The sequence below is a fragment of the Streptomyces sp. Edi2 genome (assembly GCF_040253635.1).
Lineage (GTDB): Bacteria > Actinomycetota > Actinomycetes > Streptomycetales > Streptomycetaceae > Streptomyces.
This window is the reverse complement of record NZ_JBEJGX010000003.1, coordinates 6801371-6826956: the sequence shown is the minus strand read 5'-3', so window position 1 is coordinate 6826956 and position 25586 is coordinate 6801371. Positions and strand designations below refer to the sequence as shown.

The following is a 25586-nucleotide window of genomic DNA, read 5'->3' as shown; positions in this document are numbered from 1 at the left end:
ACTGATACGGCGGCAGCAAGGACCCCCGCACCTTTGAACTCGCCTCCCCACGCCGACGACGCGCACCCCTACCTCCGCGCCGCCACCGCCGGCATCCGCCACCACACCCGCGCACTTGCCCAGACAGCATCGCCGGAGCCGGCAGACCGCGCTCACCTCGACGTGCTCCATGCCCACCTGGCCGCCCTGCACCGGCTACTCGACCAACTCGCCGACACAACGCGCCCTCCGCTTCCCGGCGCGAGCCGGCACCTCTCCGTCGCACACACCCGGTTGTGGCAGGCCATTGCCGAGATCCACTCCGCCTTCCACCTCCTGCCGGCGGCGTCCACCACCTCCACCGAGTGCCGCCCGGAACGGCTACCGGAGGGACCGCCAGTCCTCACGATCTGCCAGCGCCATCTGGCCACCGGGCACAGCGTCCGCCGCAAGACCACTCCGAGCGACCTCAACACCCCGCTGCACGGCCACACCGCCCCCAGCAGCCAGTAACCCATCACCGAAAGGCACCAAATGCGCGCCCTTAAGCGTTCCACCTCCACCGCCGCCATCCTCGCCGCCCTCGCCGGCACCACCGCCCTGGTCACCGCCACACCGGCCTCCGCCGCCAGCTACCACTGCACCACCAGCAGCTACACCGTCGACGACCCGTCGTTCAACCCGGACAGCGACAACTGGGACTTCGACGTGAAGCTGTGCGCCAAGCGGAGCGGCGGCTACATCTACACCACGGCCAAGGTCAACTGGGACGGCCCCTACTCGGCCCCGAAGAACCGTTTCAACAAGGCACGCTTCCACCTGCAGACCAAGCGAAGCGCGAAGGGCACGGACCCGGTCGTGAAGTACGCCAACTACACCGGCCTGAAGCACGCGCTCGCACACAGCAGCAGCAACGGCAACGGCTCGTACGAAACCGGGACCCTCAAGCACCGGGCGGGCTCCAGCCGTTACCTCGCCGACGGCTACATCGAGCTGGACTGGGCGGGCGATGGCAAGGGCTACCGGAAGCCGCTGATTTTCCGCGCCTCCCCGCGCGTCTGACCCCGCACTGCGTCCAGACCGTCGTCACGTGAAAGCCGCCCTGCCATAAGCCACCGACCCGCGCGCCGTGCCCGCCGTGCCAGCGCCAGCCCCCTGTTCACCCCGCACGGCACGGACCGCGCCTCCCGGAAAACCGCCCGTCGGCAGCTCGCCGAGGCAACCGCGAAGGCCCGCGTCGAAGCAGCCGTCTACGCCAGCGGCACCGGTGTGGAGGAGCAGGAGATGCCGGCGCCCCTCTTCCCGCCCGCGGGGCGACCCGGCCCCGCGTCCTCCCGCAACAACAAGCTCAGGCTGCCCGCCCACCGCATGACCACTGCCACCGTCGCGGGAGCGTATCCGTTCCTCGCCGAGGGCGGGCTGGGGGCAGAGGGCATCTACATCGGCCGCGACGTCCACGCCGAAGGCAGTTTCGTGTTCGACCCGTTCGCGCTCTACGGCCGTGTGGAGGGCTTCACGAATCCGAACGTTTTGCTGGCAGGGGTGATCGGCCAGGGCAAGAGCGCGCTGGCCAAGAGCTTCGCCCTCCGGTCGGTCGCCTTCGGCTACCGGGTCTATGTCCCCTGCGATCCCAAGGGTGAGTGGACGCCGGTAGCGCAGGCGCTGGGCGGTACGTCCGTCGCGCTGGGCCCCGGGCTGCCCGGCCGCCTCAACCCCCTGGATGCCGCGCCATGCCCGGAGAGCATCTCCGAGGCCGACTGGGTCGGCGAGATCCGCAAGAGGCGTCTGCTGCTGCTCGGCTCCCTGGCGCGGACCGTCCTCGGCCGGGACCTGCTGCCCATGGAGCACACCGCCCTCGACGTCGCCCTCAACGCCGTGGTCATCCGCGCCCAAGCCGCCGACCGGGCCCCGCTTCTCGGCGACGTCGCCGCCGCCCTCAACGACCCCACCCAGCTCGACGAAGCCGCCGGGATGATGTCCGGACGGCTCGGCGAGGCAGCATCCGACCTCGCCCACGCCATGCGGAGATTGGTCCACGGCGACCTGGCCGGCATGTTCGACGCACCCTCCACCGTGCAATTCGACCCCAGCACACCGATGCTCACGATCGACCTGTCCCGGCTCGGCGGAGGCGGTGACGACACCGCCCTCGTCCTCGCCATGACCTGCGCCTCCGCCTGGATGGAGTCCGCCCTCACCGACCCGCGCGGCGGCCGACGGTGGATCGTCTACGACGAGGCATGGCGTCTGATGGGCCATGTCGGACTGCTGCAACGTATGCAGGCCCAGTGGAAGCTCTCCCGCGGCCTCGGCATCGCGAACTTGATGGTGATCCACCGGCTCAGCGATCTGCTCACCGCAGGCGACGCCGGATCACAAGGCCGGGCGCTGGCCGAGGGCCTCCTCGCCGACTGCTCCACCCGCATCATCTACCGCCAGGAGACCGACCAGCTCCACGCCGCGGCCTCTCTGCTCGGCCTGACCTCCGTCGAGATGGACGCCATCGCGCACCTCAACCGTGGCAGGGGCCTGTGGAAAGTCGCGGGCCGGAGCTTCATCGTGCAGCACCTCCTGCACAGCCACGAGCTAGCGCTCTTCGACACCGACGCCCGCATGCATTGACAACAAGAGGCTCATGAATCCCAATGTCCAGCGCGAACTGATACCTCGCGACGACACTCTCCGTCTTATCGCCGCGTTCGACGACATGAAGGTCAAACTCCTCGACGCCGCGGAGCAGTGGCGGCTGCTGGACGGCACCGGCCATATGCCGGCCGCGCCGTCCTACGCCGAGCTGATCCAGCACGCCGCCGACGCGCAGTCCCTCGCCCGCGACGTCGTCCAGTTCACCGCCGACTTCGCCCAGACCGCCCACAGCACGAACCGAGACGGCAGTGCTGTACTCGCCCGCCTCTCGACGGCTTCCACCATGGCGTGCTTCGCCGCACCGTACTTCGCAGAGACGGCGGAGACCGCCCTCTCCCTGCGCCGGTCCTCCCGCCCGGCCGACAGGCAGCAACTGGAACACCGCATGGTCATCGACCATGCCACGGGGCGCGCCTATCTGCGACGCACGTCGGAATCGCTCCGCGACGCGGCCAAGGAACTCAGCAACCACCTCGACTTCCACCGCTTCTTCCCGGCGCCTTCCCAACGGGAGAGCCCAGCACCTCCACCGCCCAAGCCGAGCACACGCCACCGCTGACCCGAACCGAAACACCTCGGCCCCAAGGAGCCCATGCCCCACCACCGCGCAGACCTGTCCTCCTTCGCCGCCTCCCTCGCCGCCCGCCTGCCCGGCACCTGGACCAGTGAATATCGCCAGCACGGCGCCTACCGCGACCAGTTCCCACTTGCGGAAGAGGTCTGGGACAACGGCCTCGTCAGCTGGGCGTTTTCCGAGTTCGTCCTCCGCCACCACGCGCTGCTCGACGGCCCCGCCGGCCAACGGCTCTGCGTCATCGACCGGCCCCTGCACCGCCACCAGTTCCTCGTCGCACCCCTGCGCGATGGGACCCTCAAGCCGCACCACTTCGATGGTGTGGGCGAGCCCAACGGCATCAAGGTCGGCGGCGACCCACTGCGTGCCGCCGCCGCGGTCACCCGGCGTCTCCTGCCCCACTACAGGTGCGCCCTGATCGACGTACGCCGCAACGCCCGGGAACAGCCTGAGCCGCCACTGCTTCACATCCCGCCCGAGGCCGACCAGGTCGTCACTCTGGTCTGGTACGAGGACGGAGTGCTGGGCACCCCTTATGCCAGCGTGCCCGAGGAGGCACGGATACACCTGTACGCGCACGGCTTCCAGTACCACCCGCACCGAGCCGCTTTCCTCCTCCCCACCGCGTACGGAGAGGCGGATCGTGCACTTCGTATCCAGGCGGTAACCCACCAGCTCGCGACGCAGGGCATCGGCGTGAATCTCCGCCACGCGACACCGGCCACCAACCAGCACCCACCCGCGCCTCCGACGACCGCTCCCGCCACCGCGTTGGGCAGGCCCCGAACCACTGCACGCCGCTGACCCCTCCCGCCCCTCACCGGAGACCGACCTGCCCACTCCCCGCATCACGATCGTCATCGCGACCCGCCTGCACGACGAACGTCTCGACTACCTGACCGCCATGCACGCCAGCCTCACCCGGCAGACCGTGCCGTGGGAAGCAGTGATCGCCATCGACGGCGCCAACCCCGCCCGCCTGCCGGCGCCGCTCGTGACCGACCCCCGCATCCGCACTCTCGCCCTCCCCCGGGCCGTCGGCGCCGCCTGCGCCCGCAACCTCGCCCTCACCCAGGTCCGCACGCGCTATGTGAACTGGGCAGACGATGATGACGAGTTCACCGACGACGCCATGGCGACGCGGCTCAACGCTCTTGAATCAACCGGAGTGGGCTGGTGCGCAGGCTGGAGCGAGGACCGTCACCCCGACGGCTCGACCACCCTGTGGCGCTGTCCCACGCCGCCCGGCCTGCACCAGGCCGGTGATGTGTGGACGTACTGGAAGCGCCCGTCGGACACCATTCCCATCGGCCCCACCACGATCCTGGCTCGCACCGACCTGGTGCGGGCGGCGCCGATGGGCGGCCTCGTCCAGGGCGAGGACTACATGGCCCTCGGCGTGACCAACCTAGCCCCCGGGGTCCTGCTACCCGTCCCGGTTTACCGCTACCGCAAGCACCCGGGCCAGATGACCAAGCAGGCCACGTACGACCAGCTGGAATCCGCGTCCCGCGAGCACGCCTGGAACTACGGCCGCAGCCTGCGCGCCGCCTTCCGGTCCGGGGAGGCACTCGCCCATGGCTGACGCCGAGATCATCCTCACCGACAGTCGGCACAACGGCATCGTCGCCCTCGCCTCCGGCGAGAAGTACCCCTGGGCGCACACCGCTCTGCGAGAGAGCGGATTCCAGCGCGGCGAAGCCGGCATCTACTACCTGCCGGCCAACGAGTCAACCGCTTCCCGCACCACGGTGGCCGGTCTGATCCGGTGCGCCGAGCGGCACAACACCACCGTCAGTGTCAGCAGCCGGCAGTTCATCGGCGACATGGCTGACCACGTCGCCCGCCTGTTGCCCGGCCAGTGGGATGCGCAGGTCGAGATCTACTCCCATCCCCTGTGGCAGGAGGACCTCGTGCCGTGGCTGTGGGACAGCGGCGAGCTCGGACGCGCCGTGCGCACCACCCGCCTCCCGTACGCGGCCACCCTCACCAACGCCACCACCGGCACCGGCCTCCTACTTGCCGAGCGCCCCGGGCACCAACGCGACTACCTGATCGGGGCCTTCGCGCCCATGCCCCTGGAAGGGGGCTTCGCTGACCCGCATGCCCCGCGAAGCGTCGTCCTGCCGCCCTCCCCCGGTCTCGCGGCACGAGCGATCACCGACCGGTACCTTCCGACCTACGACCGCGCCGTCCATGCCCGCAGCACCGACGCCGTCGCCGCGGCGCTCGCCCGCCTCCGCAGCGAACACAGCACCTGGACGGCCATGGTTGCCTCCGGCCAGTACAACGACGCCACCCCGCCCGAGTTCGATGCCCTCGGAAGCTCGACCGAGGATCTCCTGGACAACGCCTGGCGCAACTTCCTCGCCGTGCTCGACCACGCGCCCGCGCTGCTGAACCGCTGCCGTCCCGCCACCACCCCGTGGCCCGAGGACGCCACCGCCCTTGCACGCCTGGCGGGAGCCCTGGCCGACGCCGAGGCCGTCCACGAAGAGCTGGCCTCCGGCGTCCCGCTCACCCGCGGCGAGCGCGCTACCCGAACCTGGACGCCCATCGAGACCTGGCTCACCCACGGCGAGACGTTCCTCCGCCAGGCACACACCTGCACCCCACGTGTGCGAAACGGCATCGCCGCCCCGGCTCCGCCTCTCGCCCTTCCGCCGGGCGCCCCCTCACCGCGCCGCTGAGCACCACGCCCAAAGAACTTCATGACATCCCCCGAACACCCTATGGGCGACGGTTCTTTCCACATCAGCCCGCGGTACCTGGCCGCCAGCTGGCCGGCCCAACACCAGTCGCATCTCGCCAGCTTCGCCAGTACCCAGCAGTGGCCGTCCCGCATGAGCAAAACCACGTTCACGGCGATGAGCCCCTGCGGGCGTATCACCCTGCACCACGACCGCCGGGCCGAAGGCCGCGGGCTGCACCAGGTCATCAGCGCACGCACCGCCGATGGGCCGGCGCCCAGCCCTCCACGCGGGCGCTGCGCCCCTCCCGCCCGCTGAGACAGCCACCCGTCCGTCGGTGCCCGCGCCCAGCCACGAAAGAAAGCTCCGCACTTTGGCCGCATCCACCCACTTCGCCTTCGGCACTCACCCCAACCACGGCTTTGTCGCCACCTTCTCCTCCTCCATGCCCGCGCACCTGGCCCATTGGTTCCTCGTCCGGGAACAGTTCGAGCCCGTCCCCGACCAACCGGGCCTCTTCCGACTTACCGAGCCCGAGCGCGACGGCCCGCGCCGCACCCGGCAGGCCGTCCATGACCTGCGCCGCCACGGCTACGACGTGCAAACCGACGTCGCCCTCGATCCGGCTGCCTCAGCGAGTCCGCCTCGCCCCATCCAGTCCAATGGCCTGTCGGATCGGCGAAGCCGGATCGCACAGGCAGCCGCTGGCCAGTCACCGCAGTACGGCATGACACCGACGGCCTCACTGCCGCCCGCGCGGTCGGCCCTGCCGGAGCCGGGCTACGCGCCCACCGCCCGATTCCCCGACTCTGCCCCCGGCCGGTCGCGATGACGGTCCCGCGCCATCCGATGCGTATCGCCTACGGCGGGGCGCCTTGGTCCACCGGCGCAGACGAAGGACCGTCGCCTGACACGGCCGCCGAGATCACCCTCCACCGCACAGCCCACAGCACTCTTGCCGGCCACGTTTCAGGTGCCAGCCACCAGTGGGCCACGACCGCACTGGAACTCGCCGGCTTTGCCCCAGCTGAAGACGGCATCCATCAGCTGTCCACGGACGATCCCGACCAGACCCGCCAGGCACTGCATCAGCTTCGTCAGTCCGCCCGCGACCTCGACGTCACGGTCACCCTGAGCCCCCAGCCCTACCTCGGCGACATCGCCGTCGATCTCGCGCAACGGCTGCCCGGCCACTGGGAAGTGGACCCCGTGCCGCTGCCCGAAGCAGAGCGCCAAAGAGACCTCCTGCCCTGGGTCTGGAGCCCGGGGCCCCTCACTGCAGCCCTGGAGCGGCACCGCATCCCCTGCGCCGCCCGACTTATCGGCGGCGACACCGAGCTGCTGCTGGTCCAGTCCGACAACGAGTGCGTGATCGGGGCCATGTTGCCCAGCCCGGGCGTCATTGAGACCTTCGTCGCCGGACCCAGCAGTATCAGTGCGGCCAGCACTGACATGGCAGCCAGCCTGATACAAAATCGGCTTCTGCCGCAGTACCAGGAAGCGGTCTTCTCGTCGCGCCTGACCGAGGCCGACGACGACCTGCGCTGGGCCCAGGAAACCTACGAGCCCGGAGACGTTGTCGAGCCCTATTCACGGGAACTGGCCGCGGGTCTTAACCGGTTCCTCGACCACGCCCCCGAGCTGATCGCGCACCTGCGAAGGGCGAAAGATCCCCTCGCAGCTCACGATGCCGCGTTTCTTGACGACTTCGAGGCAGCTCTCGGCCAGGCGCAGAGCGGCGGAGGCGACGCGATGGCCCTCTGGCTCACCGAGGGCGAGGAACTGATCGAACTCACTCAGGCCGTTCCCACTCGCCAGACCACCGTTACACGGCCGGCCACCCCGACCGCCGTTCCCGTCCCGCCGCCGGCGGCGGTGACGAGCACGGCCCGGTCCCGCTGACACCGACCACCAGGAGCAACCGATCCCCATATCCCCCACGCCTTCGACGGCCGAACTTCGCTCCCGTGCAAGTGACTTCCGGCTGCGGATGGCCGTCATCGACCGCGAGGTGGAGACCGTGCTCGACACCACCCGCGACCGCTATGGACGGACCGTCCACCATCACACCGCCACGGCAGCCCGCGCACGCCGGAATCACGCAGCTATCGAGGCTTACGCCATGGATCTTGCCCCGCGCGCCGACGAACTGCTGACCGCCGCCCACCGCGCTCTCGACGAGCTTCCCCCCGCCCGACACACCACCGCGTGGCGAAACGTCCTCGACAGCCTCGCCGCGTCCCATGCCGAGATCATCCGCGTCCTCGATGAGCCCGCCACTCCCGGCTCGGACGCCGAGCGGGAGCAGCACGCAGGGGTATGGCCGCACCTCGCCGCCTGGGCCGACCACGGCTCCATCGCCGCCGACCTCACCGACCAACATCACCAGCCCGCACCCGAACTGACCGCCCAGGAACGTCAGATGTGGAACGAAAGGGCCCGGGCTGCACAGAGGCGTGGTGAGCTGGAGCTGATGGAGTCGTGGTACGCCGCCGACGGTCGACGGATCACGCTCGCCGATCTGGTCGAGGACGACACGTCCACCACGATTGCTCTGGCCGGTGACCCGGATGCGCCGGAGTGTCAGGTGATCGGGCACTACGACAGCGAGTACGCGGCCGGACAGGCGCTACCGCGCCCCGTTCCCCCTGGGGTGCTGCGACCGGACGTCTCGCGCTTCAACCGCCCAGAGCCCGTGCCCGAGGTGTCCTTGCAGGAACTGCGCCGGGATGTCGTCGAGGCCCGCACCGCAGCGGACGTCTCCGAAGCTCTGCTCACCACCACCCAGCACGGCTACGACGCGGGCCCGCTGGTCCGCCTCCAGGAACTCTTGGAAACCGCAGGACAGTTCGCCTTCGCTCTGGAGAGCGTGCAGGGCCGCCAGGTCGCTGCCCGGCTCGCCGCGCTCGGCCGACAGGTCGAATTCCTCACCCGCGAAGTCCACGAGGCAGCCGAAGACCTCGGCGCGACCATCGCCGTCCTGCCGCCCCACCGCACCCCCGCACCTCGGATCCGCCCACGCCCCGCCCTGGACACCACACCGCCCGCACCACCGCCGCGCACCACAGCAACCGCACGCCACCGCTAGAGCGCCGTTCCGCCCCGGTCGACACACCGATGCAGACATGCCTGAGCAGGCACCCCAACTTCCCGCCCCTTGCACGTCTTCAAGGAGATTCACCTATGGCTGTCCGTACACATTGGATCACCGAACACCCCTGTGGCCACTCGGTCACCCACGACCTGTCCGACCGCCCGGCTGACCGGCGGGCCAGCTTCGCCCGCTGGCTCTCAGGGAGGGACTGCACCGACTGTTGGAAGGCGGCGCGTGACGCCGACACCGCGTCCAAGGAGCAGTGGCTCGCCGCCAAGCGCGCCGAGGAGCAGCAGGCCGCCGCCGAATGGGCCGAGAAGTTCGACATGCCGCCGCTAGAGGGCCCGGACAAGGCCCTGGACTGGGGGCAGCGCTCTCGTCACCAGCTGATGGCCGCCGCGCACACCGCGCTGGTCATCGAGGGCGCCTGGGACGAGGCCGACTGGGCGGAGCTGGAGGAGAAGGCCCGCTTGGTAACCCGGGCTGGCTGGTGGATCGACCAGCGTGACGCGGACGGCTCTGACCTGCTCGAACTCCTCGATGCGGCCAGCGAGGCAGACCGTGGGACGGAGAACCCGTTCCGCTAACCGCCACCAGGTCGGGGGCGAATCAGCGGGCGGCTTCTGGGTCCCTGCGCCGCTCTACGCCCTGCGCAGGGCCGTCGACCTCGCAGCGGCAGACATCCACGTCGTCGAGGCTCCTGGGAACGAAGCCGACTAGTCGGAGTGGGGAGGAGACAACCCGCGCGATCACCCGGGCCAGCCGGGCGCAACATAGACGACGATCGCCGGTTAGCCAAACCGGCGATCCTCCGGACCATTGATCCTTCCGCCGCCACCCCTACCGCGTGGAAGGACTCGTATGACATCGCCCTCAACGCCCCCGCCCACACCTGCGTTCGCGCCGACACCTGACCCGCTCACGCCCGCCCGGGACATCACCCACGCCCACTTCGAACCCGGAGACCAGGTCGTGATCCTCAAGGGCGTGGCCGGCGGGGAGCTGTGGGGAGATGCAGTGCACGTCGTCGCTCCCTCCTGGCACACGCCCACCGACGAGGACGGATGGCGTCTGCGCGACGCCACCGGAGGTCCGCAGACGTACATCACAGGCCACCCCCGCTACCTGGTGCATCTCTCGCGCCGATGCCCGGACTGCCTGATCCACCTGCGCGCCATGGAAGACCACCTCCTGCCGAAGTACGCCGACCATGACGCGGTGATCGACTGCGGCTGGTACACCACTACCGCCCTTGGCCAGCTGGTGCACATCGCCGATGCCCGGAGCTGCCGGTGACCCTCCCCGTACGCCGCCCCGGCCGGGCCCGCGCTCTCCTCGACACGGAAGCCCGAGCCGCCGCTCATCCGGCCGACACGTACTGGCCGGTCCGCCTGGCAGGGGATCTGCGCGAACTCGACGCCGACTGGCGCGAATCGGCTGAGGTATGCGCGAATGCCGCATGGGCGGCACGCTCCGCTGGGCACAGCGTTCTTGGTCTGCTGAGCCCGGAGCAGGCCACCGCCGCTGGCCCCGATCCGGTCACCAGCCGCACCTTCCGGCATCTGTACCTGAGCGCCCTTCGGTTCGATTTCCGCTGCCCCACCCTCCAAGCCGTCATCGAACAGCTCCCGAGCACCACGCTCCGGTCGCTGGACTGCTACAGCCGCGCCCTGTACGCCTTCGCGCTGCTGGGCCAGTCCCGTCCCGAGGGCCTGGCATTGATGGACGAGGTGCTCGCGGAGGCAGGGGAGCACGCCAAGACGCTGCACGTTCTGCTGCACGGTCTTTGGCTGGGCCAGGACTTGGAGCAAGGCGCAGAGCGGCTCCTGGCTCTCAGCTCCCGACCGGGCTTTGACACCGACAGAGACCCGATCCTTCTCTTCCGCGTGGCCGGCGCCCTGCGTCGGCTCGGCCGATACGACGAAGGGCTCGCTGCCATCGACCGGGCCCTGGACCTTCTCCCGCCGGGTGACATCACCGTGCACGCCGACCTGGTGCGCGAGCGCTCCCTGATCGCAGCCGCCCGCGATCTGCCCAGTCCCAAGGGAGGAACAGCAGCATGATCCCCCGCATCAACGAACGCACCCACACCCCGCACGACCCGCTCAGCGAGGCGCTGGGATACGCGGTGCCCTTCGTGGGTGGACTGACCGAACATGCCGTCGTCGCCTACTGGCCGGGGCTGGACTCCTACACCCTGGACGACGAACAGGCCACGTGGACAGCCAAACAGTGGGCCGAGCACCTCGAAGACCCACTCCTGGAGCATCCGTTCGCCGCCAGCCCCCAAGACGACCGGCGGGCAATCTTCCACCTCGATGCGCGACTCCACCCCGACGACCGGGAGCTGTCCCGTGCGGAGTGGGCGGAGGCCGCCCACCGTCTCGCCCGCGTCGCCGGCATCGAAACACCAGGGGACTCGAACGACTGCCACTGGATCGCTGTCCAGGGCAAGCACGGACGCCTCGATCTGATCGCCAACCTCATCCGCCTCGACGGCACTTGGCTACACCAGCCAACTGATCTCCTGCGAAGGCTCTCCGACGAGGCCCGCCTCATCGAAGCGGACCTGCGCCTCATTCCTCCACGGGTCACTTCCCAACAGCTGGGCAGCGCTCAGGAAGCGCCGACAGCGTCATCGCAATTCGGCAGGGTTCTCGCCCCGCTCGCCAATGAACAGGATGGCCTGCTGGTCGCGGTGCGTGGCCTCGTCGAACAGACCGCTTACCGCATCGCCCACCAGTCCGGCGCCGCCGGCGCCGACACCGCGCACCGTCTGGAGCTAATCGCCCACCGCCTCTACGGCATCCAGCAGGATCTCCAAGCCGTCGCCACTCACCTGAACGCCCCGCCCCCGCGCACAGCCATTCCGGCACCACCCGCGATCCAGGCAGCCACACGCCAACCACGCTAGGAGAAACTTTTCTTTGCCCCGTGCCGACCGCTTCCTGAGCATCCGACGCGATCCGTTCTCCGATGAAGTCCTCGCCCGGGGCGGCGTCCCAGAGGCCCACAGCCTCCTTCAGCGCACCGGGTTCGTCCCCGTCGTACGAGCCCACGAGACTTACCACCGCGTCCCCGCCAACCTCGCGGAGCACGACGAGGCCCGCCTCGCCACCGAAGCGGTCGGCCGGCTTCGTTCCGCCGGCTACCACGTCGACTGCGACGGTGACTTCGACACCGACCACCGCCCAGTGCACCATCTGCCGCTGGGGGCTTCGGTCGCCCACATCGCCGAACGCATCCGCGAAGCCACTACGACCGACGAGGTGGCCGATGCCCTCACCGATCTGACCGCCGCGCACGACGGTGTCCTCGCCGCCGTGGACGAGGTGCTCGTCGCCCTCGCCGATTTCCACGAGGGGCTCGGTGACCCGGCCGATCCGCATATCGCCCGGCGCCTGCGCTACCTAGTGTCCTGCGCCGGAAATCCTGGCGATATATTTCGCTAATGAGTTGAGGATTTCGTCGGCGCTCTTGGTCCATGTGAACGGTTTGGGGTCCTCGTTCCAGGTCTGGATCCAGGTGCGAATGTCGGCTTCGAGGGCTTGGACCGATCGGTGGGTGCCGCGGCGGATGAGCTTGTCAGTGAGGTGTCCGAACCACCGCTCGACCTGATTGATCCAGCTGGAACCAGTCGGTGTGAAGTGGACGTGGAATCGGGGGTGACGTCCAAGCCAGGCTTTGATCGCGGGCGTCTTGTGGGTGGCGTAATTGTCACAGATCAGGTGGACGTCGAGTTCGGCCGGCACCGCCTTGTCTATCTTGACCAGGAATTTCTTGAACTCCACGGCCCGGTGACGGCGGTGAAGGGAACTGATAACGCTTCCGTCTTCGATGTCGAACGCGGCGAACAGGCTGGTCACGCCGTGCCGTTGGTAGTCGTGAGTGCGCCGTTCCGGCATGCCGGGCATCATCGGCAGGACTGGCTGTGACCGGTCCAGGGCCTGAACCTGGGACTTCTCGTCCACACACAGCACCACCGCCTTCTCCGGGGGTGGTGGTAGAGGCCGACGACATCGACGACCTTCTCCACGAACTGCGGGTCCGTGGACAGTTTGAACGAGTCCTGGATGTGTGGCTTCAGTTCGAACTGCCGCCAGATCCGTCCGATCGTCGACTTCGACAGGCCGGTTCGCTCGGCCATCGACGCCCGCGACCAGTGCGTGGCATCACGCGGCGTCGTCTCAAGTGTGGCGACGACAACCTCCTCGACCCGGTCGAGAAGGATCGACGGTGGCCGGCCCGGCCGCAGTTCGTCGGCCAGACCTTCCAGCCGCAGCTCAACGAACCGGCGTCGCCACCGGGACACCGTGGACACTGAGGTTCCCAGCCGGCTGGCGACCCGCTTGTTCGACGTGTCCTCGGCGCACGCCAGCACGATCCTCGACCGCAACGCCAATGCCTGCGAGGACTTCGCCCGACGGGACCAGCGCGTCAACTGTTCCCGCTCAAGATCACTCAGAGCCAGGCCAGCCTTCGGCCGCCCCGGCCGGTCGGTGTCTGTCAGGCCCTCCAGCCGTGACTCCACGAACCGCTTGCGCCACTTGCCGACCGTCATCGCCGACACACCCAAGTCATCGGCAACCCGCGCATACACAACGTCAGGCTCAGCACACCGCAACACAATGCGCGCCCGCACAGCCAACCTCGACGCCCCCTGCGACCAACGGACCAGCTGATCACGCTCTTCAGCGGTCAACACCAACTCGACGGAAGGACGCCCCGAAAACGACATCCAGAAACCCTAGCAACTTAATGCCGGGATTTCAGGCGCAGGACACTAGCCGACGAGCGCCTGGGCGTCATCACGAGCGACCTCTCCCACACCCGCAACGCCCTCGCCGACCGCCACGCCGCGCACTCCGGCCGCAGCACCTGTACCGAGCAGGTGCCGTCGAACGAGCGGGAGCGCTCCGCCGTGTGCGCCTGCCCTCCCCCGCCGCGCACGGTTCCGGCTCCGCCTCCCCCGCCGGTGGCCGCCTCGATGCGCCGCTGACCCATCCGCCCAAGGACACCATGCACGACCACGAAAGCTCCGAGCGTCTCGCTTCGTACGCCGACGTCCTCGCCAGCGAACTCCCCGACAGCTGGACCAGCACCTATCACCCGTCCGAGCACAAGGACGACCTCGCCGAACTGGTAGACCGGATCTGGGACCTGGACCTCGTCGCCGAGTCCCTCGCCCACCACCCGCCCCAGCAGGCAGCCGTCCTGACCCGACCCGACGGTGCCCAGCTCGCCGTCCTCTACCGTCACGACGAACGCGACGGATTCCTCATCGCCGCCGTCGCCCCCCGCGACCTGCCCGACGAGGCATACCGCGACATCCACGAACCGAACGGCATCGCCCTGACCGACGACCCCTTCCTGGGGGCCGAGCAGGTCGCCGGTGACCTGCTGGCCCGCTACGACATCGCGCTCACGCAGGCCCGACACAACGCTGCCCAGAGTGTTCAGCCGTCGCAGGCAGACCGGGTCGTTTTGACCTGGCAGCCCGACGGCGGCCTCGCCGCCTCCCCCGTCGGTGAGACGGCCGGCACTGTCCTGGCCACCAACGGCTTCGTCCGTGACAGCGCGGGTGTGTACCGCCTCAACGGCGACGACACCCTTGCCCAGGCTCGCGCCGTGCGCGAGACCGGCCGACAGCTCGACGCCCTCGGCATCGACACCGCCCTTCAGCATCCCTCGGGCCGCATCGCACCCGCCGCCACGCCCGCGGTGGCGGCGGCCCCTGCTGTCCGCGCCTCAATGACCAGGACTCGATGAATCTCGTTTTGGAATGGAGAACCTGATGGGCAATAGAGCCGACGAGTACGGCACCGATGTCGAAATCTACCGCAAAGCCCTGACCGACACTATTTACGCCGAAACCCCTTCCAGCGCCCCCGAGCTGCTCCTCGACCTGCTCGACCAGCTTGGCCTGGAACGCCAGGAGGTCCGTACCGCCGGTCCCGTCTACATCTGGCACGAGGTTCCCGGGCACCTCGATGCCGACGAGCAGAAGCGTCTGGCGAGCCGCGCTATACCCGCTCTGCTCGTAGCCGGATACAAGGTCAACTGCACCCCCGACATCTTCAACGAGGCCGCCTACCAGCAGGCCGTGCAGGAGACCCGCTCCCGTCGAGCCCGCCCCTCTGCGGCGCGCCCGGCTCCGGCCGCCCCCTCCTCTCGCCCCGAGCCGTCCCGGCGCACCCCGTAGGAACGATGGTGGCCCCGGCACCGGCTGGGGCCACCAGTGCCTGCACCACACAGCCGACCGGAGAGTTCAGTAACACCCCGCACACCCCCACCGATCACCCACCACCTCAAGCCCAGACTCGCGACCGCACTGCTCCGTCGATATCTGCACGCCTGCGTCGTGCAGGACCGCGGCAGCCCGCTCGCCACCGGCCGGCCCGACGGCGCCCTGGGGGAATCCCGCCGCCTCGGACACCGCCCCTGACCCCCTTGCCCCTGCGCTCCGGGAGGACCATGCCCGACCCCACCCCCTACGCCGTCACCCTCGCCGAGGACATCGCACACGGACTCGACCAGCTGACCGAGCACCTCGCCCAGGCCCCGCCCCGCCAGGCAGCCAAGATCCTGGGAAAGGTCCTCGACGCCGACGAAGGCGTCCTGGGCCGGATGACCGGACTAATGGCTACCGGCTCCCAGATCGCCCAGCACCGCGCCCAGGCAGGCTCCCTCCCGCCTGAGGTCTTCCTCGCCCTGGGCCGGGCCGCCAACGAACTCAACGACATCGCGCTCGACCTCGACGAGCACGCCTACGACATCCACCGCCTCGCCAACCCACCGACTGCCGCACACCCCGCTGTGGCCAAGCCGGTGGCCTCCGACATGGTCATCAGGCGGCACCGGTGAAGAAGCACAAGCAGCCAGCCGGCGGCCCGGTTGAACAGGCCCAGCAGCACTACCTGGTCGAACCGCGGTACCTGGCCGGCGGCGGCGACGTGCGGCATGTCAGCGAATTTCTGCGCGCCTCGGGCTGGAAGGACCGCTCCAAGAGCGGCGGCCCTCTGGCCTTCGACAGCCCCGACCGCACCATCCGCGTCGCGTACGACCCGTTCATCCAACCCGGCGGGTGGATGATCCGCGCCGAGGCCACGCGTGGGCAACCGGCCTGGCACGTGACCTTGGGCCGTCAGACTCCGGTGGAGATCGTCGCCGGGTTCACTGACGCCCTCACCCAGCCCCGCTCCGCCCACGCCCCCAACCCCTGGGCCCCCCTGCACCAGCACGGCTGGACAACCGAACAACGCCGGCACCCCACGGCGACCAGCCCGGACGACAGCAGCTGGATGCAGTTCCATCAGACCGCTCCCGGCACGGCGTTCTGGTGGGCAGGGGCACGCACCGAGCACGGCAGAACGTGGGAGGCCCATCTGTCCCCCACCACCCCGATGCACCTCGTCCAGGCGCTCACCGCAGCTCTGGCCGACCCGCAGCCGGTGATGCGTCCCCGCGGAACCGTTCCGCCCTCCGCCCGTGTCAGCACCATCTCCGTCTCCGTCCTGCCCTCCCAGCTCAGCGCCTGGCAGCAGACCCGCATCACCGCCGCCCGCGCCGCCACCTGGGCCCGCAACTCCTGGACCGCCGCCCAACCCCGCAACCGCACGGCCCGGCCCCACGCGGCGGCCGGAAGTGCCCGCGCCACCCGCTGAACCACCCCGCATCCACGAGGAGATCCATGCCCGCACCCACTCCGGACGACGTCCGCTGCGCCACCGAAACCCTCTACGAGCTCACCGAGCACCTGCGCGAGAACCCCGACCTCGACGAGGCCATCGCCCTGATGGAACCCCTGCTCGACGAGTACACCGGCCTGCCCGTCCAGCTCGGCGACACCCTGCGCGCCCTCGCCCGCGCCGTACTCGCTCACCCGGACATCCCGAACCGCACGGCCGTGCACGCCCTGGTCGACGACCTGCGCACCGCTGCGTGGGAGCTGACAGACCAGCACACCCTCCACTACACCCTCGACAACCTGCGCACCCTTGTGCGGAGTGGGCCTTCCACCGCGGCGGAGTCCTAGGGTGCCGGTGAGCGATCGGCAACTCGCAGCGTTCGCCGACACGCACGCCTGGCGAATCCCGTTCGATACCACTCCCCGCTACCTCGCCGGCCCCGGCGACGGCCGCCACGTCACCCACGGTCTCGCCGCAGCCGGCTGGACCCGCACGTCGGACCCACTCAGCCCCGAAATCGTCCTGACGAGCCCAGACAGGCGCCACCACCTACAGTTCGACCCGCAGTCCGCCACCCACGCCTGGTGGCGGCTGCGGGCCGAGCCCACCGACACCAAGCCGTGGTACGCCGAATTCGGCGAACTCGTCCCCGCCGAGATCCTCAGCGCCTTCACCGACGCCCTCATCGCCCCGCCGCCCGCCGAACAGGCCGACCCTTTCCGAACGTTGGAGTCGTCCGGCTGGCTGATCGACGCAGGGGACGAGGCTGCCTCCCCCGACGCCCTGTGCCACGTAGAGCTGCAGACTGACCGCATCCACGGCGGCACGCCTCACTGGCGCGTCGAAGCGGTCGAGCAGCGCCCCGGCACCCTGGGGGAACGGATCTGGCACGCCTCGTTCGACGGGCACACGCCCGCCCACCTCGTGGACGCCTTCATCACGGCGCTCGCCGACCCTGCCCCGCTCCAGCGCGGCATGTACGAACGCACCGCGCGCCGCAGCGCCGTGCAGAAGCGGCAGAGCCATCCGCTCACCCGGCAGCAGGTCCTCGACGCGCACACCACCCGCCTCGACGCCCTCCGCGTGCAGGCCCGCGCCGCCCGCCGCCAGCAACAACCGGTCACCGCCTCGGCTCCAGCGCCGCCCACAAGCGCGACCGCACCTCTGCGGCGCTGACCATCCAACCACCACCGGCCCGTAGGGCCGCCGCTACGGGCCGGTGAACCGCACTCCGAAAGACCCCTGTGCAGACATCCCCCCACAAGATCCACCAGCACCGCCTGGAACAGCTGGCCGTCTTCCTCCGCGAAAGCGACCAGATCCTCGCCGACTGGGACGCCTACTCCGAGCAGCACACCAACCTCGCCGGCGAGCCCCACGACGTGGGGGCATATGTGCGACGCGCCTACCACCGCGACGCAGAAATCTGGAGGGCATTCAACCGGGTCCGTCCCGGTGCCAAGGCCCTCGTCGCCACCGCTGAGACGCAACTGCAACACCTCCCGGCCGGAACCATCCAGTCCCGGTGGGCCTGGCAGCTCGGGGCCCTCCACAGTGCGCTCGATTACCTGGCCGTCCTCCAGGAGGAATGGCTCGCCACCCGCGACAACCTGCCCCCTTCCGCACGCCCAGGAATCTGGCTCTACGACGACGAACGAGCCCAGCGCAATGCCGAAGCCGGGCCCTACCTCGACGAGTGGGCCTCGGCCGGGGAAGCCATCCTCGAAATCCACTGGGCCGCGCAGCAGACACCCTCACCACTGACAAGCGCGCCTCTGGTGCCAGCCCCCGCACCGCTCGTGTCGGCCAGCCGCACAACCAGGGCCCACCGGTGAGCGCGCCCGACATCGTCGATATGGCACTGGTCGCCCCGCGCTACCTGGCTGGCGGGGGCGATCCCGCGTGGGTCACCGCCCCGTTGCACCGATCCTGCGACTGGAGTTCCCAACCCAACCCGCTGGTACCGCACGTGGTGCTCACCAGTCCCGACAGAAGGGCCGTGCTGCGTCTGGGACCGGACCCCGACGGTCCGTGGTGGAACCTCCAGCACGCAGGTGGCGAGCAGCGGGCCTGGTCGGTGAGCTTCGGCGTCCGCACCCCCGTCGAGATCATCGCCGGATTCACCGACGCCCTCGCCGACCCGGCCACAGCCCAGGCGCCCGCCCCCGATGCGTATGAGCCCCTGCGTCAGGCCGGATGGCTCGAAGGCCACGACCACGACGGCCTCACCTCCCCCGACGGCCTCGCCCATGTGGAGCACTTCACCCACGGCTTCACGGACTGTTGGTTCGCCAGAACCGCGGTCAGTGAGGACCCCGAGGGCCTGATCTGGCGCGCGTACCTCAGCGGTGACACACCGGCGCACCTGATCACCGGCTTCACCCGCGCTCTCGCCGATACGGCCCCGCTGCTCCGAGATGCCTATCCGCTCCGCGTCCCGCTCAACGTCCGACGACAGGCCCACGTGACCATTACGCAACGTCCCGCCGCCGAGGTCGAATTCGCCCTGGAGCGCCGCGTCGCGGCCCTCGCCAATCGGTCCACGCAGCCAGTGTCCGCCCCCGTGCCGACGAAAGCGCCGCCTCCCCGGCGCACCCGCTGACGCCAACCGCACACTCCGACACTCTCTGGAATCCCCCTTTTGCCCAACCCTTCCTCCCCGTCACTGAGTTCGAACGACGGCTACGACATAGCCTTCAAGATCCTCCTCGGCGTTCTCGCCATCGCCGTCCCCCTGGCCAATCTCGCCTGGCTCGGCGGAAACGCTGCCGCCTGGCTGACGGAATCAGCCACACCGGCGCCCTACCAGCCGACCGCCGCCCTGCTCCACCCCGAACGGTTGTGGCCCAAGGCAGGGGAAACGTCCCTGCTGATCGGCACCCGCATCGTCCCCGTTCTCCTCCTGCTGGCCCTCGGGGCAGCGGCTGGTCTCCTGTGGGCCCGGTACAAGAACCGCGGCGGTGGCCGGAAGAAGATCACCGACATGGCTAAGGCCGGGGACATCGAGCCACTGATGGCCAAGGCGATCACCGACAAGGCCCGTTCGCTGCGTCCGAGCCTGAAGGACGCCAAGCGCATCGACGCGAAGGACACCGGCATCCTGCTCGGCAACCTCCAAGGCAGTCGCCATGAGGTGCGGATGGGGTTCGAGGACGTCGCCGTCGCGATCATGGCCCCCCGGTCTGGCAAGACCACATCGCTGGCCATCCCCTCCGTTCTCGCCGCGCCCGGCCCGGTCCTGCTGACCTCGAACAAGGCCGCCGGCGATGCCTTCACCACCGCCTACGACGCCCGGGCGGAGGTGGGGCAGGTGTGGACCATGGACCCGCAGCAGATCGCCCACGCTGCCCGCGAGATGTGGTGGAACCCCCTCGCCAGCGCGAAGACCCTGGACGGCGCGAACAGGCTGGCCGGGCACTTCCTGGCCGCGAGCGTCGACGCGAGCCAGCAGGGCGATTTCTGGTCCAAGGCCGGCAGCAACATCCTGAGCCAACTGCTCCTGGCCGCAGCCCTCGACGAGCGGCCGATCACCGACATCATGGCCTGGCTCGCCTTTCCGGCCGACCGCACCCCGCTCGACATCCTCCGCGACCACGGCTTCGCTGCCGTCGCCGCCCAGCTCAAGGGGACCGTGGAGGGGCCGCCGGAGACGAGGGACGGGATCTACGAGACCGCCCGCCAGTACGCCTCCGCCCTGCTCAACGCAGAGATCGCGGCATGGGTGACACCGCAGAAGGATGTCCCCGAGTTCCGGCCGGCGCAGTTCGTCACCTCCACCGACACGCTCTTCTTGCTCAGCAAGGACGGCGGCGGCGGAGCGAGCGCGCTCATCGCCGCGTGCGCGGATTCGGTGATGCGGGCCGCAACTGCACAGGCCGAGCGGGCGGGAGGACGTCTTGATCCGCCGATGTTGGCGATCTTGGACGAGGCCGCCAACGTGTGCAAAATCAGCGACCTGCCGGACCTGTACTCCCACCTCGGCAGCCGCGGAATCATCCCAATCACGATCCTCCAGAGCTACCGCCAGGGCCAGAAAGTCTGGGGAGACGCCGGCATGGACGCCATGTGGTCCGCCTCCACCGTGAAGGTGATCGGGTCCGGCATCGACGACCCGGACTTCGCCGACAAACTGTCCCGCTTGATCGGCGACCACGACGTGCAGACCACGTCCACCTCGCACTCCGAGTCCGGCAAGTCCACTTCCGTCAGCATGCGGCAGGAGAGGATCCTGCCCGCCGACGCGATCCGCGCCCTCCCCAAGGGCACCGCGTTGTGCTTCGCCACCGGCATGCGCGCCGCGATGCTCGATCTGAGGCCGTGGTACCTGGAGCCCGGCGCCGACGAACTGTCCGCTGCCTCGGCCCGCGCGTCGAAGGCCATCACCACCCGTGCCGTCGCCAAGCACGCTCCCCAGCAGGACGACTACGGCACCGCCGCGTAGCCCTTTGCCCGCTCCCTTGCGTCATCCGGACGTCTTCGCCCTTCCCCTTCCATTTCTTGGAGTTCGAATTGCAGTCCATCGACCTGGCAGAGCAGACCCGCCTCCTCGGCCAGGTGGCGCCCACTTTGGAATCGCTGCGGGCAGACGTGGAACAGGTCAGTGCCGGAGAGATCTCCAAGCCGGTCCGCGAGCTGGCTCCGATCGCCGTACGGACCCAGGAGCTGGCGACGCGGTGCACGCAGCAGCTCGCGGAGCTGTCCACCAGCCAGTACGCGGTCATGAAGGACGGACACGAGAACCTCGCCGAACTCGCCGAAGCCTCAGCCCAGGTGTCGCTCGCCGCCGCCATGTGCACCCTTGCCATCCACACCCGCACCGAAGTGCTCCTGTACGAGGACGCCGATGAGACCCCGGAGGCGAGCCGACGCGTCCTGAACGACGCCGCCGAGAGAATGGATGCCTCCGCCAAGGCATACCGCGCGCTGGCACAACGGCTCTCCCGTCGTCTGGCCTCCGCCGCCGCGCAACGCGAGGACCAGCAGCTCATCGACCGCGCCCTCGTCAGCCCCGGCATCCCGACCACCTCATCCGCAGCGGCACCTACAGCGGTGAACGCCCCGTGCCCGAGCCCCGCAACGCGCGCAGCCGCACCAAGGACACGCTGACCGCGACCGGTTCAACGTCTCCCCCTTACCCTCGCAGCCTCACCCGGAGAAATATGTCCTTTGTGGACCTGCCCGATGTGTTCGTCGGGTCGACGGACGACGCGCACACCTTCGTCGTTTTCAACCGCCCCCGCCACGGCGCCGACCACATCCTGACCGATGCCGGCTTCACTGCCCGCGAGCACAACGGCCGCACCATCTACCTGATCCCGCCGGGGATTCCCCAGGACGCCAACGAACGAGCCGTATGGGCCCTGCACGGGCTTCTGGTCGGCAACAAGGAGTTCGTCGACCTGTCCTGGACGACCTACAGGGACCCCCACGGTCCCCTGCCCGGGTCCCACCTCTGCTTCCGCTTCGCCGACGGCACCGTGACCGCAACCGCCGAGACAGACACGGCCCGATGGATCCTGGAACAGCACGGCTTCACCCCTTCCCCGGACGGCTCATACCTGCCGCCGAGCGGGCTGGACGAACTCGGCCTCCTAGACGCCGTCGAATATGCACACCTGCACGCCTACATCGAGGGGCTTGGCTCACGCGTCGACCTCGGCATCCCCACGCCCGACGCGATCCCGATCGCACCGCGCCAGAAGCCTGCCCGTGCCCAGGCAGCATCACCGGGCCCAGTGCCCGCTCCAGGCAACACAGGCAGAAGGCACCGCTGAACGGATTCGCCCCGAACGGCCTGGTCCTCGTCTCCCCACAACACCTGGCTGGAAGCGGGACGAACAAGCTCAACGATGTGATCGGCCCAAGGGTCCACCTGTTCAACTGGCCCTACGAGCACGACCCGCGCACCGGGCGCATCGACATCGACAGCCCCTGCGGCAGCGTCTTCCTCGACTTCGAGCCTCCCCGGAACGACGGCATCTGGTGGGACATCCGGCACCACGAGCCCTACTGGGCCGCCCAGTTCAGCCGCCAGACACACGCCGTCCCGGCCGCGGACGGACCTCGGGACCGAGCAGATCGCCCTCGCAGTCTGGCAAGCCCACGACAGGACACCCTCATCGAACCCTACGAACTCGACGACATGACGCCCACCGCCGCGCTGGACGCAGTCATCGCCGACGTCCGCTTCCACCCCGTCGGAACCGGCCCCGACGGATTCTTCACCGCCTTGCACCAGATCGACCTGCTCAGCCACCTCGCCCTGCGCTTCGCCGGCGACGCCCACTATCACCTCGACTCTGCCCACGAGACCGGCTCTTCCTGGCGGCCGGTCGAAGCGCTCACCGACGCGGCTGTCCCGCTCAGCAGGGCGCAGTACCACTACGCCCAGGCCATGGTCCCGCTCGCCGCGCTCAGCAAACCGAACCCCGACACGTCCACGGCTGCACGGCTGCACGGCTGCACGACATCGAACATCACTGCGCGCTGCGCATGCACCTGAACGCCGCCGCGCAATCCCTCGACGATGCCCGCACCGCGCTACGCACGCCCACCCCGGCACGGCGTCCGTCCCCCTCTGCCCCGTCCCAGGTGGCGACATCGGAACAGACCGCTTCGCGCCGGACCCGCTGAGCAGCCTCCAACCCTCTCCCCAACCACTCCCTGGACCTCCTTGTCTTTCCTGAACATCCCCGATGTGTTCATCGGCTCCACCGACGACGGGCACACCTTCGTCGTTCTCAACCGCCGTATCCGCGACGCCGACCGCATGCTGGCCGATGCCGGATTCCTCGCCCGTGAGCACCTCGGCCGCACGCTCTACCTGCTCCCACCGGGCACGGCCCGGGACGCCCACGAGAGCGCCGGGGACGCAATGGACGGGCTTCTGACCCGCACCATCGACATTGTCGACCTCTCCTGGACGACGCGCTGGAGCCCCGATACTCCCGAAGCCGATCCGGACCTCCGCTTCCAGTTCGCCAACGGCACCGTGACGGCGACAGCCGCAACCACCGCCGCCCGCTCACTCCTGGAACAGCACGGCTTCACCACCGTGGACGGACCCTCCTACCAACCGCCACCCGGTCTGGAGCAGCACGGCCTGCTCGGCGCCGTCACGGCCGCCGAAACGCACGCCTACACCCACGGCCTCACGGTCCACGTCGGCCTCGGCATCCCCACACCGATGGACATCCCGGCCGCACCCCGCCCTGCATCACCTTCGGCCCCCAGCCCGCCGCCCGGTCCGGCGACGCGTCGTCGCCCGCGCTGACTCCCACACCCGCCGCCCTTCTCAAGGGCATGCCCCGGAGCCCTGTTGACCACCGCCGTCGATCTCCACGAGCAGATCAACCACCTGCGCCACCTCGCCCACGATTTCAAGGCCCTCCACGACCGGGTCCGCGACCTCGCTGTCGCACCAGGAACAGAAGCCCTTCGGCAGCTCACGCCCCTCGTGCTCAAGAGCCAGGAGCTGGTCGGGAAGGCGCTCATGCCGCTGTCCGCCCTCGACGGAAGCCCGTACACAGCCGTCAGCGGCAGCCGACAGTCGCTCAACGCTCTCGGTGCCGTCGTCTCCGGTGCGTCCCTGGCCAGCTCCGGCCTCGCGCACGCGCTGGCCGCCAACCCCCTGGACAGCACCGGTTTCGCTGGACCGCACCAGGACGAGGACAGCATCCGCAACGCCAGGCACGCCCGTGCCGTACCAGAGATGATCGGCTACCTCGCCGACGCCGCCCACCAGCTCGACGTGTGCGAAACCGCCTGCCACTACCTGGTCACCGGCATCACCCGCGACCTCGAACGCGCATCCACCAACAGCCAACAGGCGCCGCACAAGATCAGTCCCACCCAGTACGAAGCGCTGCGCGCGCTGGCGAAGGGCGGGGCCACGATGCAGACACGAGGCCGCGGCTCGACCATCGTCCTCACCCCCGACCACACCCTGATCACCATCAGCACGTTCCAGTCCCTGGACACGCGCGGTTTGGTCCACCTCGACACCTCTGTACCGCTCTACCAGGGGCGGGGCATCACCGTGACCGCCGAAGGGCAGCGCGCGCTGACTCAGTACCGGTCCCGCAGCGGTGTGACCGCGGTGCCGGCAGCCGCGCCAACAGCCACGGCGGTTGCGGTGAAGCGGGAGGTGCGCCGATGAGCCCGTACGCACACGACGACCGGGTCATGGTTTCGCCTCCGTACATGGCAGGCGCCGGCGACCGGGTCGCCGACGTGATCGGCCCCCTCATCCACCTCTTCGGGTGGAAGCACGAGCACGATGCCGCCACCGGGCACGTCGCAATCGACAGCCCCGACGCCAGCCTGTTCGTCGACTTCGCCCCACTGCACCCGCGCGGTCAGTGGCTCACCGTGGCCCACCATGAGCCGTACTGGGAAGCGACGTTCAGCAGGCAGGCGCCCCTGGAGGCGGTCGCCGCCGTCACCCAGGCACTGCCCCAGCTGCTCGGCGACGTCCGTCACGCCGACCGCATCCCGATCACAGACATGCCCCTGGACCAGCTCGCCGAGCTGAACGACTGGTCCGCCGAGGACGGCGCCCTCACCTCGCCCGACCTGTATTGCCGACTGCAGCACACGCCCGGCGAGGAAATCGCCTGGCAGGTCGAGCACGTCTACTTCGAGGGCGCGCCGCTGGCCACCTTCACGCAAGACACCCCAGAGTGCCTCGTCCGCAACTTCTTCGCCCACCTGACCGCGCCAATGGCGGTGGAGCGGGTCTTCTCCGACATCCCCCTCAGCACGCGGCATGGAAACAGCGCCTTGATCACACCGGTCCGCGGGTCCGGAGTGAACCCCCAGATCCATCACGCCCTTGCACAGCTCGACCGTCCCGACCGCCCCGGCCGCCGTCGCTGACTCCCCGATCGCCCTGGAGCCATCCTGACCGAGAAGAC

General features: G+C 69.4%; 30 protein-coding genes and 1 pseudogene. 30 read left to right on the top strand and 1 reads right to left on the bottom strand.

Annotated features, from left to right (window positions below):
- Positions 1–33 precede the first annotated feature (33 nt).
- The 15 genes from ABR737_RS33380 to ABR737_RS33310 all read left to right on the top strand — a co-directional run bounded on the left by ABR737_RS33380 (position 34) and on the right by ABR737_RS33310 (position 12435).
- Positions 34–492 carry a DUF6238 family protein gene (locus ABR737_RS33380; RefSeq protein ID WP_250050999.1) on the top strand — a complete coding sequence of 153 codons (459 nt, stop codon included), beginning with the start codon at positions 34–36 and terminating at the stop codon, positions 490–492.
- 21 nt (positions 493–513) lie between these two features.
- The gene (locus tag ABR737_RS33375; RefSeq protein WP_350254625.1) at positions 514–1041 is read left to right on the top strand and encodes a hypothetical protein; all 528 of its coding nucleotides are present in this window, start codon (positions 514–516) and stop codon (positions 1039–1041) included.
- Positions 1042–1086: 45 nt separating this feature from the next.
- The gene (locus tag ABR737_RS33370) at positions 1087–2601 is read left to right on the top strand and encodes a VirB4 family type IV secretion system protein (RefSeq protein WP_350257022.1); all 1515 of its coding nucleotides are present in this window, start codon (positions 1087–1089) and stop codon (positions 2599–2601) included.
- Between the two features lie 13 nt (positions 2602–2614).
- A complete protein-coding gene (locus ABR737_RS33365) occupies positions 2615–3184 on the top strand; it encodes a hypothetical protein (protein ID WP_350254623.1) in 570 nt (189 codons plus the stop codon).
- Positions 3185–3217: 33 nt separating this feature from the next.
- Positions 3218–4003 carry a hypothetical protein gene (locus tag ABR737_RS33360; protein WP_350254621.1) on the top strand — a complete coding sequence of 262 codons (786 nt, stop codon included), beginning with the start codon at positions 3218–3220 and terminating at the stop codon, positions 4001–4003.
- A gap of 49 nt (positions 4004–4052) precedes the next feature.
- The gene (locus ABR737_RS33355) at positions 4053–4784 is read left to right on the top strand and encodes a glycosyltransferase (RefSeq protein WP_350257021.1); all 732 of its coding nucleotides are present in this window, start codon (positions 4053–4055) and stop codon (positions 4782–4784) included.
- Positions 4777–5889, top strand: coding sequence for a hypothetical protein (locus ABR737_RS33350; RefSeq protein ID WP_350254619.1), 1113 nt, complete (start codon positions 4777–4779; stop codon positions 5887–5889). The genes ABR737_RS33355 and ABR737_RS33350 overlap by 8 nt, the downstream gene beginning before the upstream one ends.
- Positions 5890–6262: 373 nt before the next feature.
- Positions 6263–6721 (top strand): hypothetical protein, encoded by a 459-nt coding sequence (locus ABR737_RS33345; RefSeq protein WP_350254617.1) that lies wholly within the window; start codon positions 6263–6265, stop codon positions 6719–6721.
- 17 nt (positions 6722–6738) lie between these two features.
- Positions 6739–7791, top strand: a complete 1053-nt coding sequence (locus ABR737_RS33340) for a hypothetical protein (RefSeq protein WP_350254615.1) — start codon at positions 6739–6741, stop codon at positions 7789–7791.
- Between the two features lie 88 nt (positions 7792–7879).
- Positions 7880–8977 carry a hypothetical protein gene (locus ABR737_RS33335; protein WP_350254613.1) on the top strand — a complete coding sequence of 366 codons (1098 nt, stop codon included), beginning with the start codon at positions 7880–7882 and terminating at the stop codon, positions 8975–8977.
- Positions 8978–9072: 95 nt separating this feature from the next.
- Positions 9073–9570, top strand: coding sequence for a hypothetical protein (locus ABR737_RS33330; RefSeq protein WP_350254611.1), 498 nt, complete (start codon positions 9073–9075; stop codon positions 9568–9570).
- 274 nt (positions 9571–9844) lie between these two features.
- Positions 9845–10279, top strand: coding sequence for an MDR/zinc-dependent alcohol dehydrogenase-like family protein (locus tag ABR737_RS33325; protein WP_350254609.1), 435 nt, complete (start codon positions 9845–9847; stop codon positions 10277–10279).
- The gene (locus ABR737_RS33320) at positions 10276–11046 is read left to right on the top strand and encodes a hypothetical protein (protein WP_350254607.1); all 771 of its coding nucleotides are present in this window, start codon (positions 10276–10278) and stop codon (positions 11044–11046) included. The genes ABR737_RS33325 and ABR737_RS33320 overlap by 4 nt, the downstream gene beginning before the upstream one ends.
- Positions 11043–11897, top strand: coding sequence for a relaxase/mobilization nuclease (locus tag ABR737_RS33315; protein WP_350254606.1), 855 nt, complete (start codon positions 11043–11045; stop codon positions 11895–11897). Before ABR737_RS33320 ends, ABR737_RS33315 begins: the two co-directional genes overlap by 4 nt.
- Positions 11898–11910: 13 nt before the next feature.
- Complete coding sequence (locus ABR737_RS33310; RefSeq protein WP_350254605.1) at positions 11911–12435, top strand: hypothetical protein; 525 nt, start codon at positions 11911–11913, stop codon at positions 12433–12435.
- On the opposite strand, the pseudogene ABR737_RS33305 reads toward ABR737_RS33310, so the two are convergent.
- Positions 12394–13721, bottom strand: a pseudogene (locus ABR737_RS33305) (IS630 family transposase). The gene ABR737_RS33310 and the pseudogene ABR737_RS33305 sit on opposite strands and share 42 nt — an antisense overlap.
- A 281-nt stretch (positions 13722–14002) precedes the next feature.
- Between ABR737_RS33305 and ABR737_RS33300 the strand changes: the two are divergent.
- The 15 genes from ABR737_RS33300 to ABR737_RS33230 all read left to right on the top strand — a co-directional run bounded on the left by ABR737_RS33300 (position 14003) and on the right by ABR737_RS33230 (position 25548).
- Positions 14003–14752, top strand: a complete 750-nt coding sequence (locus ABR737_RS33300; RefSeq protein ID WP_350257020.1) for a hypothetical protein — start codon at positions 14003–14005, stop codon at positions 14750–14752.
- Positions 14753–14777: 25 nt separating this feature from the next.
- Positions 14778–15185, top strand: a complete 408-nt coding sequence (locus ABR737_RS33295; protein ID WP_350254603.1) for a hypothetical protein — start codon at positions 14778–14780, stop codon at positions 15183–15185.
- Between the two features lie 272 nt (positions 15186–15457).
- Entirely contained in the window at positions 15458–15847 is a 390-nt protein-coding gene (locus ABR737_RS33290; RefSeq protein WP_350254601.1) for a hypothetical protein, read from the top strand.
- The gene (locus ABR737_RS33285) at positions 15844–16647 is read left to right on the top strand and encodes an SPDY domain-containing protein (protein WP_350254600.1); all 804 of its coding nucleotides are present in this window, start codon (positions 15844–15846) and stop codon (positions 16645–16647) included. The genes ABR737_RS33290 and ABR737_RS33285 overlap by 4 nt, the downstream gene beginning before the upstream one ends.
- 26 nt (positions 16648–16673) lie before the next feature.
- Positions 16674–17018, top strand: coding sequence for a hypothetical protein (locus ABR737_RS33280; RefSeq protein WP_250051026.1), 345 nt, complete (start codon positions 16674–16676; stop codon positions 17016–17018).
- 7 nt (positions 17019–17025) lie between these two features.
- Positions 17026–17847, top strand: a complete 822-nt coding sequence (locus tag ABR737_RS33275; protein WP_502964420.1) for an SPDY domain-containing protein — start codon at positions 17026–17028, stop codon at positions 17845–17847.
- A gap of 68 nt (positions 17848–17915) precedes the next feature.
- Positions 17916–18506 carry a hypothetical protein gene (locus ABR737_RS33270; RefSeq protein WP_350254597.1) on the top strand — a complete coding sequence of 197 codons (591 nt, stop codon included), beginning with the start codon at positions 17916–17918 and terminating at the stop codon, positions 18504–18506.
- Positions 18503–19273, top strand: a complete 771-nt coding sequence (locus ABR737_RS33265) for an SPDY domain-containing protein (protein WP_350254595.1) — start codon at positions 18503–18505, stop codon at positions 19271–19273. Before ABR737_RS33270 ends, ABR737_RS33265 begins: the two co-directional genes overlap by 4 nt.
- Before the next feature lie 39 nt (positions 19274–19312).
- The gene (locus ABR737_RS33260) at positions 19313–21112 is read left to right on the top strand and encodes a type IV secretory system conjugative DNA transfer family protein (protein WP_350254593.1); all 1800 of its coding nucleotides are present in this window, start codon (positions 19313–19315) and stop codon (positions 21110–21112) included.
- 56 nt (positions 21113–21168) lie between these two features.
- Complete coding sequence (locus tag ABR737_RS33255; RefSeq protein WP_350254591.1) at positions 21169–21777, top strand: hypothetical protein; 609 nt, start codon at positions 21169–21171, stop codon at positions 21775–21777.
- Positions 21778–21830: 53 nt separating this feature from the next.
- Complete coding sequence (locus ABR737_RS33250) at positions 21831–22445, top strand: hypothetical protein (RefSeq protein ID WP_350254589.1); 615 nt, start codon at positions 21831–21833, stop codon at positions 22443–22445.
- A gap of 77 nt (positions 22446–22522) precedes the next feature.
- Entirely contained in the window at positions 22523–23173 is a 651-nt protein-coding gene (locus tag ABR737_RS33245) for a hypothetical protein (protein ID WP_350254588.1), read from the top strand.
- 171 nt (positions 23174–23344) lie between these two features.
- Complete coding sequence (locus ABR737_RS33240; protein ID WP_350254586.1) at positions 23345–23944, top strand: hypothetical protein; 600 nt, start codon at positions 23345–23347, stop codon at positions 23942–23944.
- A gap of 45 nt (positions 23945–23989) precedes the next feature.
- Positions 23990–24829 (top strand): hypothetical protein, encoded by an 840-nt coding sequence (locus ABR737_RS33235; protein WP_350254585.1) that lies wholly within the window; start codon positions 23990–23992, stop codon positions 24827–24829.
- Positions 24826–25548, top strand: a complete 723-nt coding sequence (locus ABR737_RS33230) for an SPDY domain-containing protein (protein ID WP_350254583.1) — start codon at positions 24826–24828, stop codon at positions 25546–25548. Before ABR737_RS33235 ends, ABR737_RS33230 begins: the two co-directional genes overlap by 4 nt.
- Positions 25549–25586 lie beyond the last annotated feature (38 nt).

Excerpts from the sequence above, each read along its gene's own strand:
- ABR737_RS33335 (WP_350254613.1), top strand. The coding sequence starts at position 7,880 with ATGGCCGTCATCGACCGCGAGGTGGAGACCGTGCTCGACACCACCCGC.
- ABR737_RS33330 (WP_350254611.1), top strand. The coding sequence starts at position 9,073 with ATGGCTGTCCGTACACATTGGATCACCGAACACCCCTGTGGCCACTCG.
- ABR737_RS33230 (WP_350254583.1), top strand. The coding sequence starts at position 24,826 with ATGAGCCCGTACGCACACGACGACCGGGTCATGGTTTCGCCTCCGTAC.
- ABR737_RS33315 (WP_350254606.1), top strand. The coding sequence starts at position 11,043 with ATGATCCCCCGCATCAACGAACGCACCCACACCCCGCACGACCCGCTC.
- ABR737_RS33280 (WP_250051026.1), top strand. The coding sequence starts at position 16,674 with ATGCCCGCACCCACTCCGGACGACGTCCGCTGCGCCACCGAAACCCTC.
- ABR737_RS33300 (WP_350257020.1), top strand. The coding sequence starts at position 14,003 with ATGCACGACCACGAAAGCTCCGAGCGTCTCGCTTCGTACGCCGACGTC.
- ABR737_RS33360 (WP_350254621.1), top strand. The coding sequence starts at position 3,218 with ATGCCCCACCACCGCGCAGACCTGTCCTCCTTCGCCGCCTCCCTCGCC.
- ABR737_RS33365 (WP_350254623.1), top strand. The coding sequence starts at position 2,615 with ATGAATCCCAATGTCCAGCGCGAACTGATACCTCGCGACGACACTCTC.
- ABR737_RS33340 (WP_350254615.1), top strand. The coding sequence starts at position 6,739 with ATGCGTATCGCCTACGGCGGGGCGCCTTGGTCCACCGGCGCAGACGAA.
- ABR737_RS33375 (WP_350254625.1), top strand. The coding sequence starts at position 514 with ATGCGCGCCCTTAAGCGTTCCACCTCCACCGCCGCCATCCTCGCCGCC.
- ABR737_RS33350 (WP_350254619.1), top strand. The coding sequence starts at position 4,777 with ATGGCTGACGCCGAGATCATCCTCACCGACAGTCGGCACAACGGCATC.
- ABR737_RS33290 (WP_350254601.1), top strand. The coding sequence starts at position 15,458 with ATGCCCGACCCCACCCCCTACGCCGTCACCCTCGCCGAGGACATCGCA.
- ABR737_RS33325 (WP_350254609.1), top strand. The coding sequence starts at position 9,845 with ATGACATCGCCCTCAACGCCCCCGCCCACACCTGCGTTCGCGCCGACA.
- ABR737_RS33250 (WP_350254589.1), top strand. The coding sequence starts at position 21,831 with ATGTCCTTTGTGGACCTGCCCGATGTGTTCGTCGGGTCGACGGACGAC.
- ABR737_RS33295 (WP_350254603.1), top strand. The coding sequence starts at position 14,778 with ATGGGCAATAGAGCCGACGAGTACGGCACCGATGTCGAAATCTACCGC.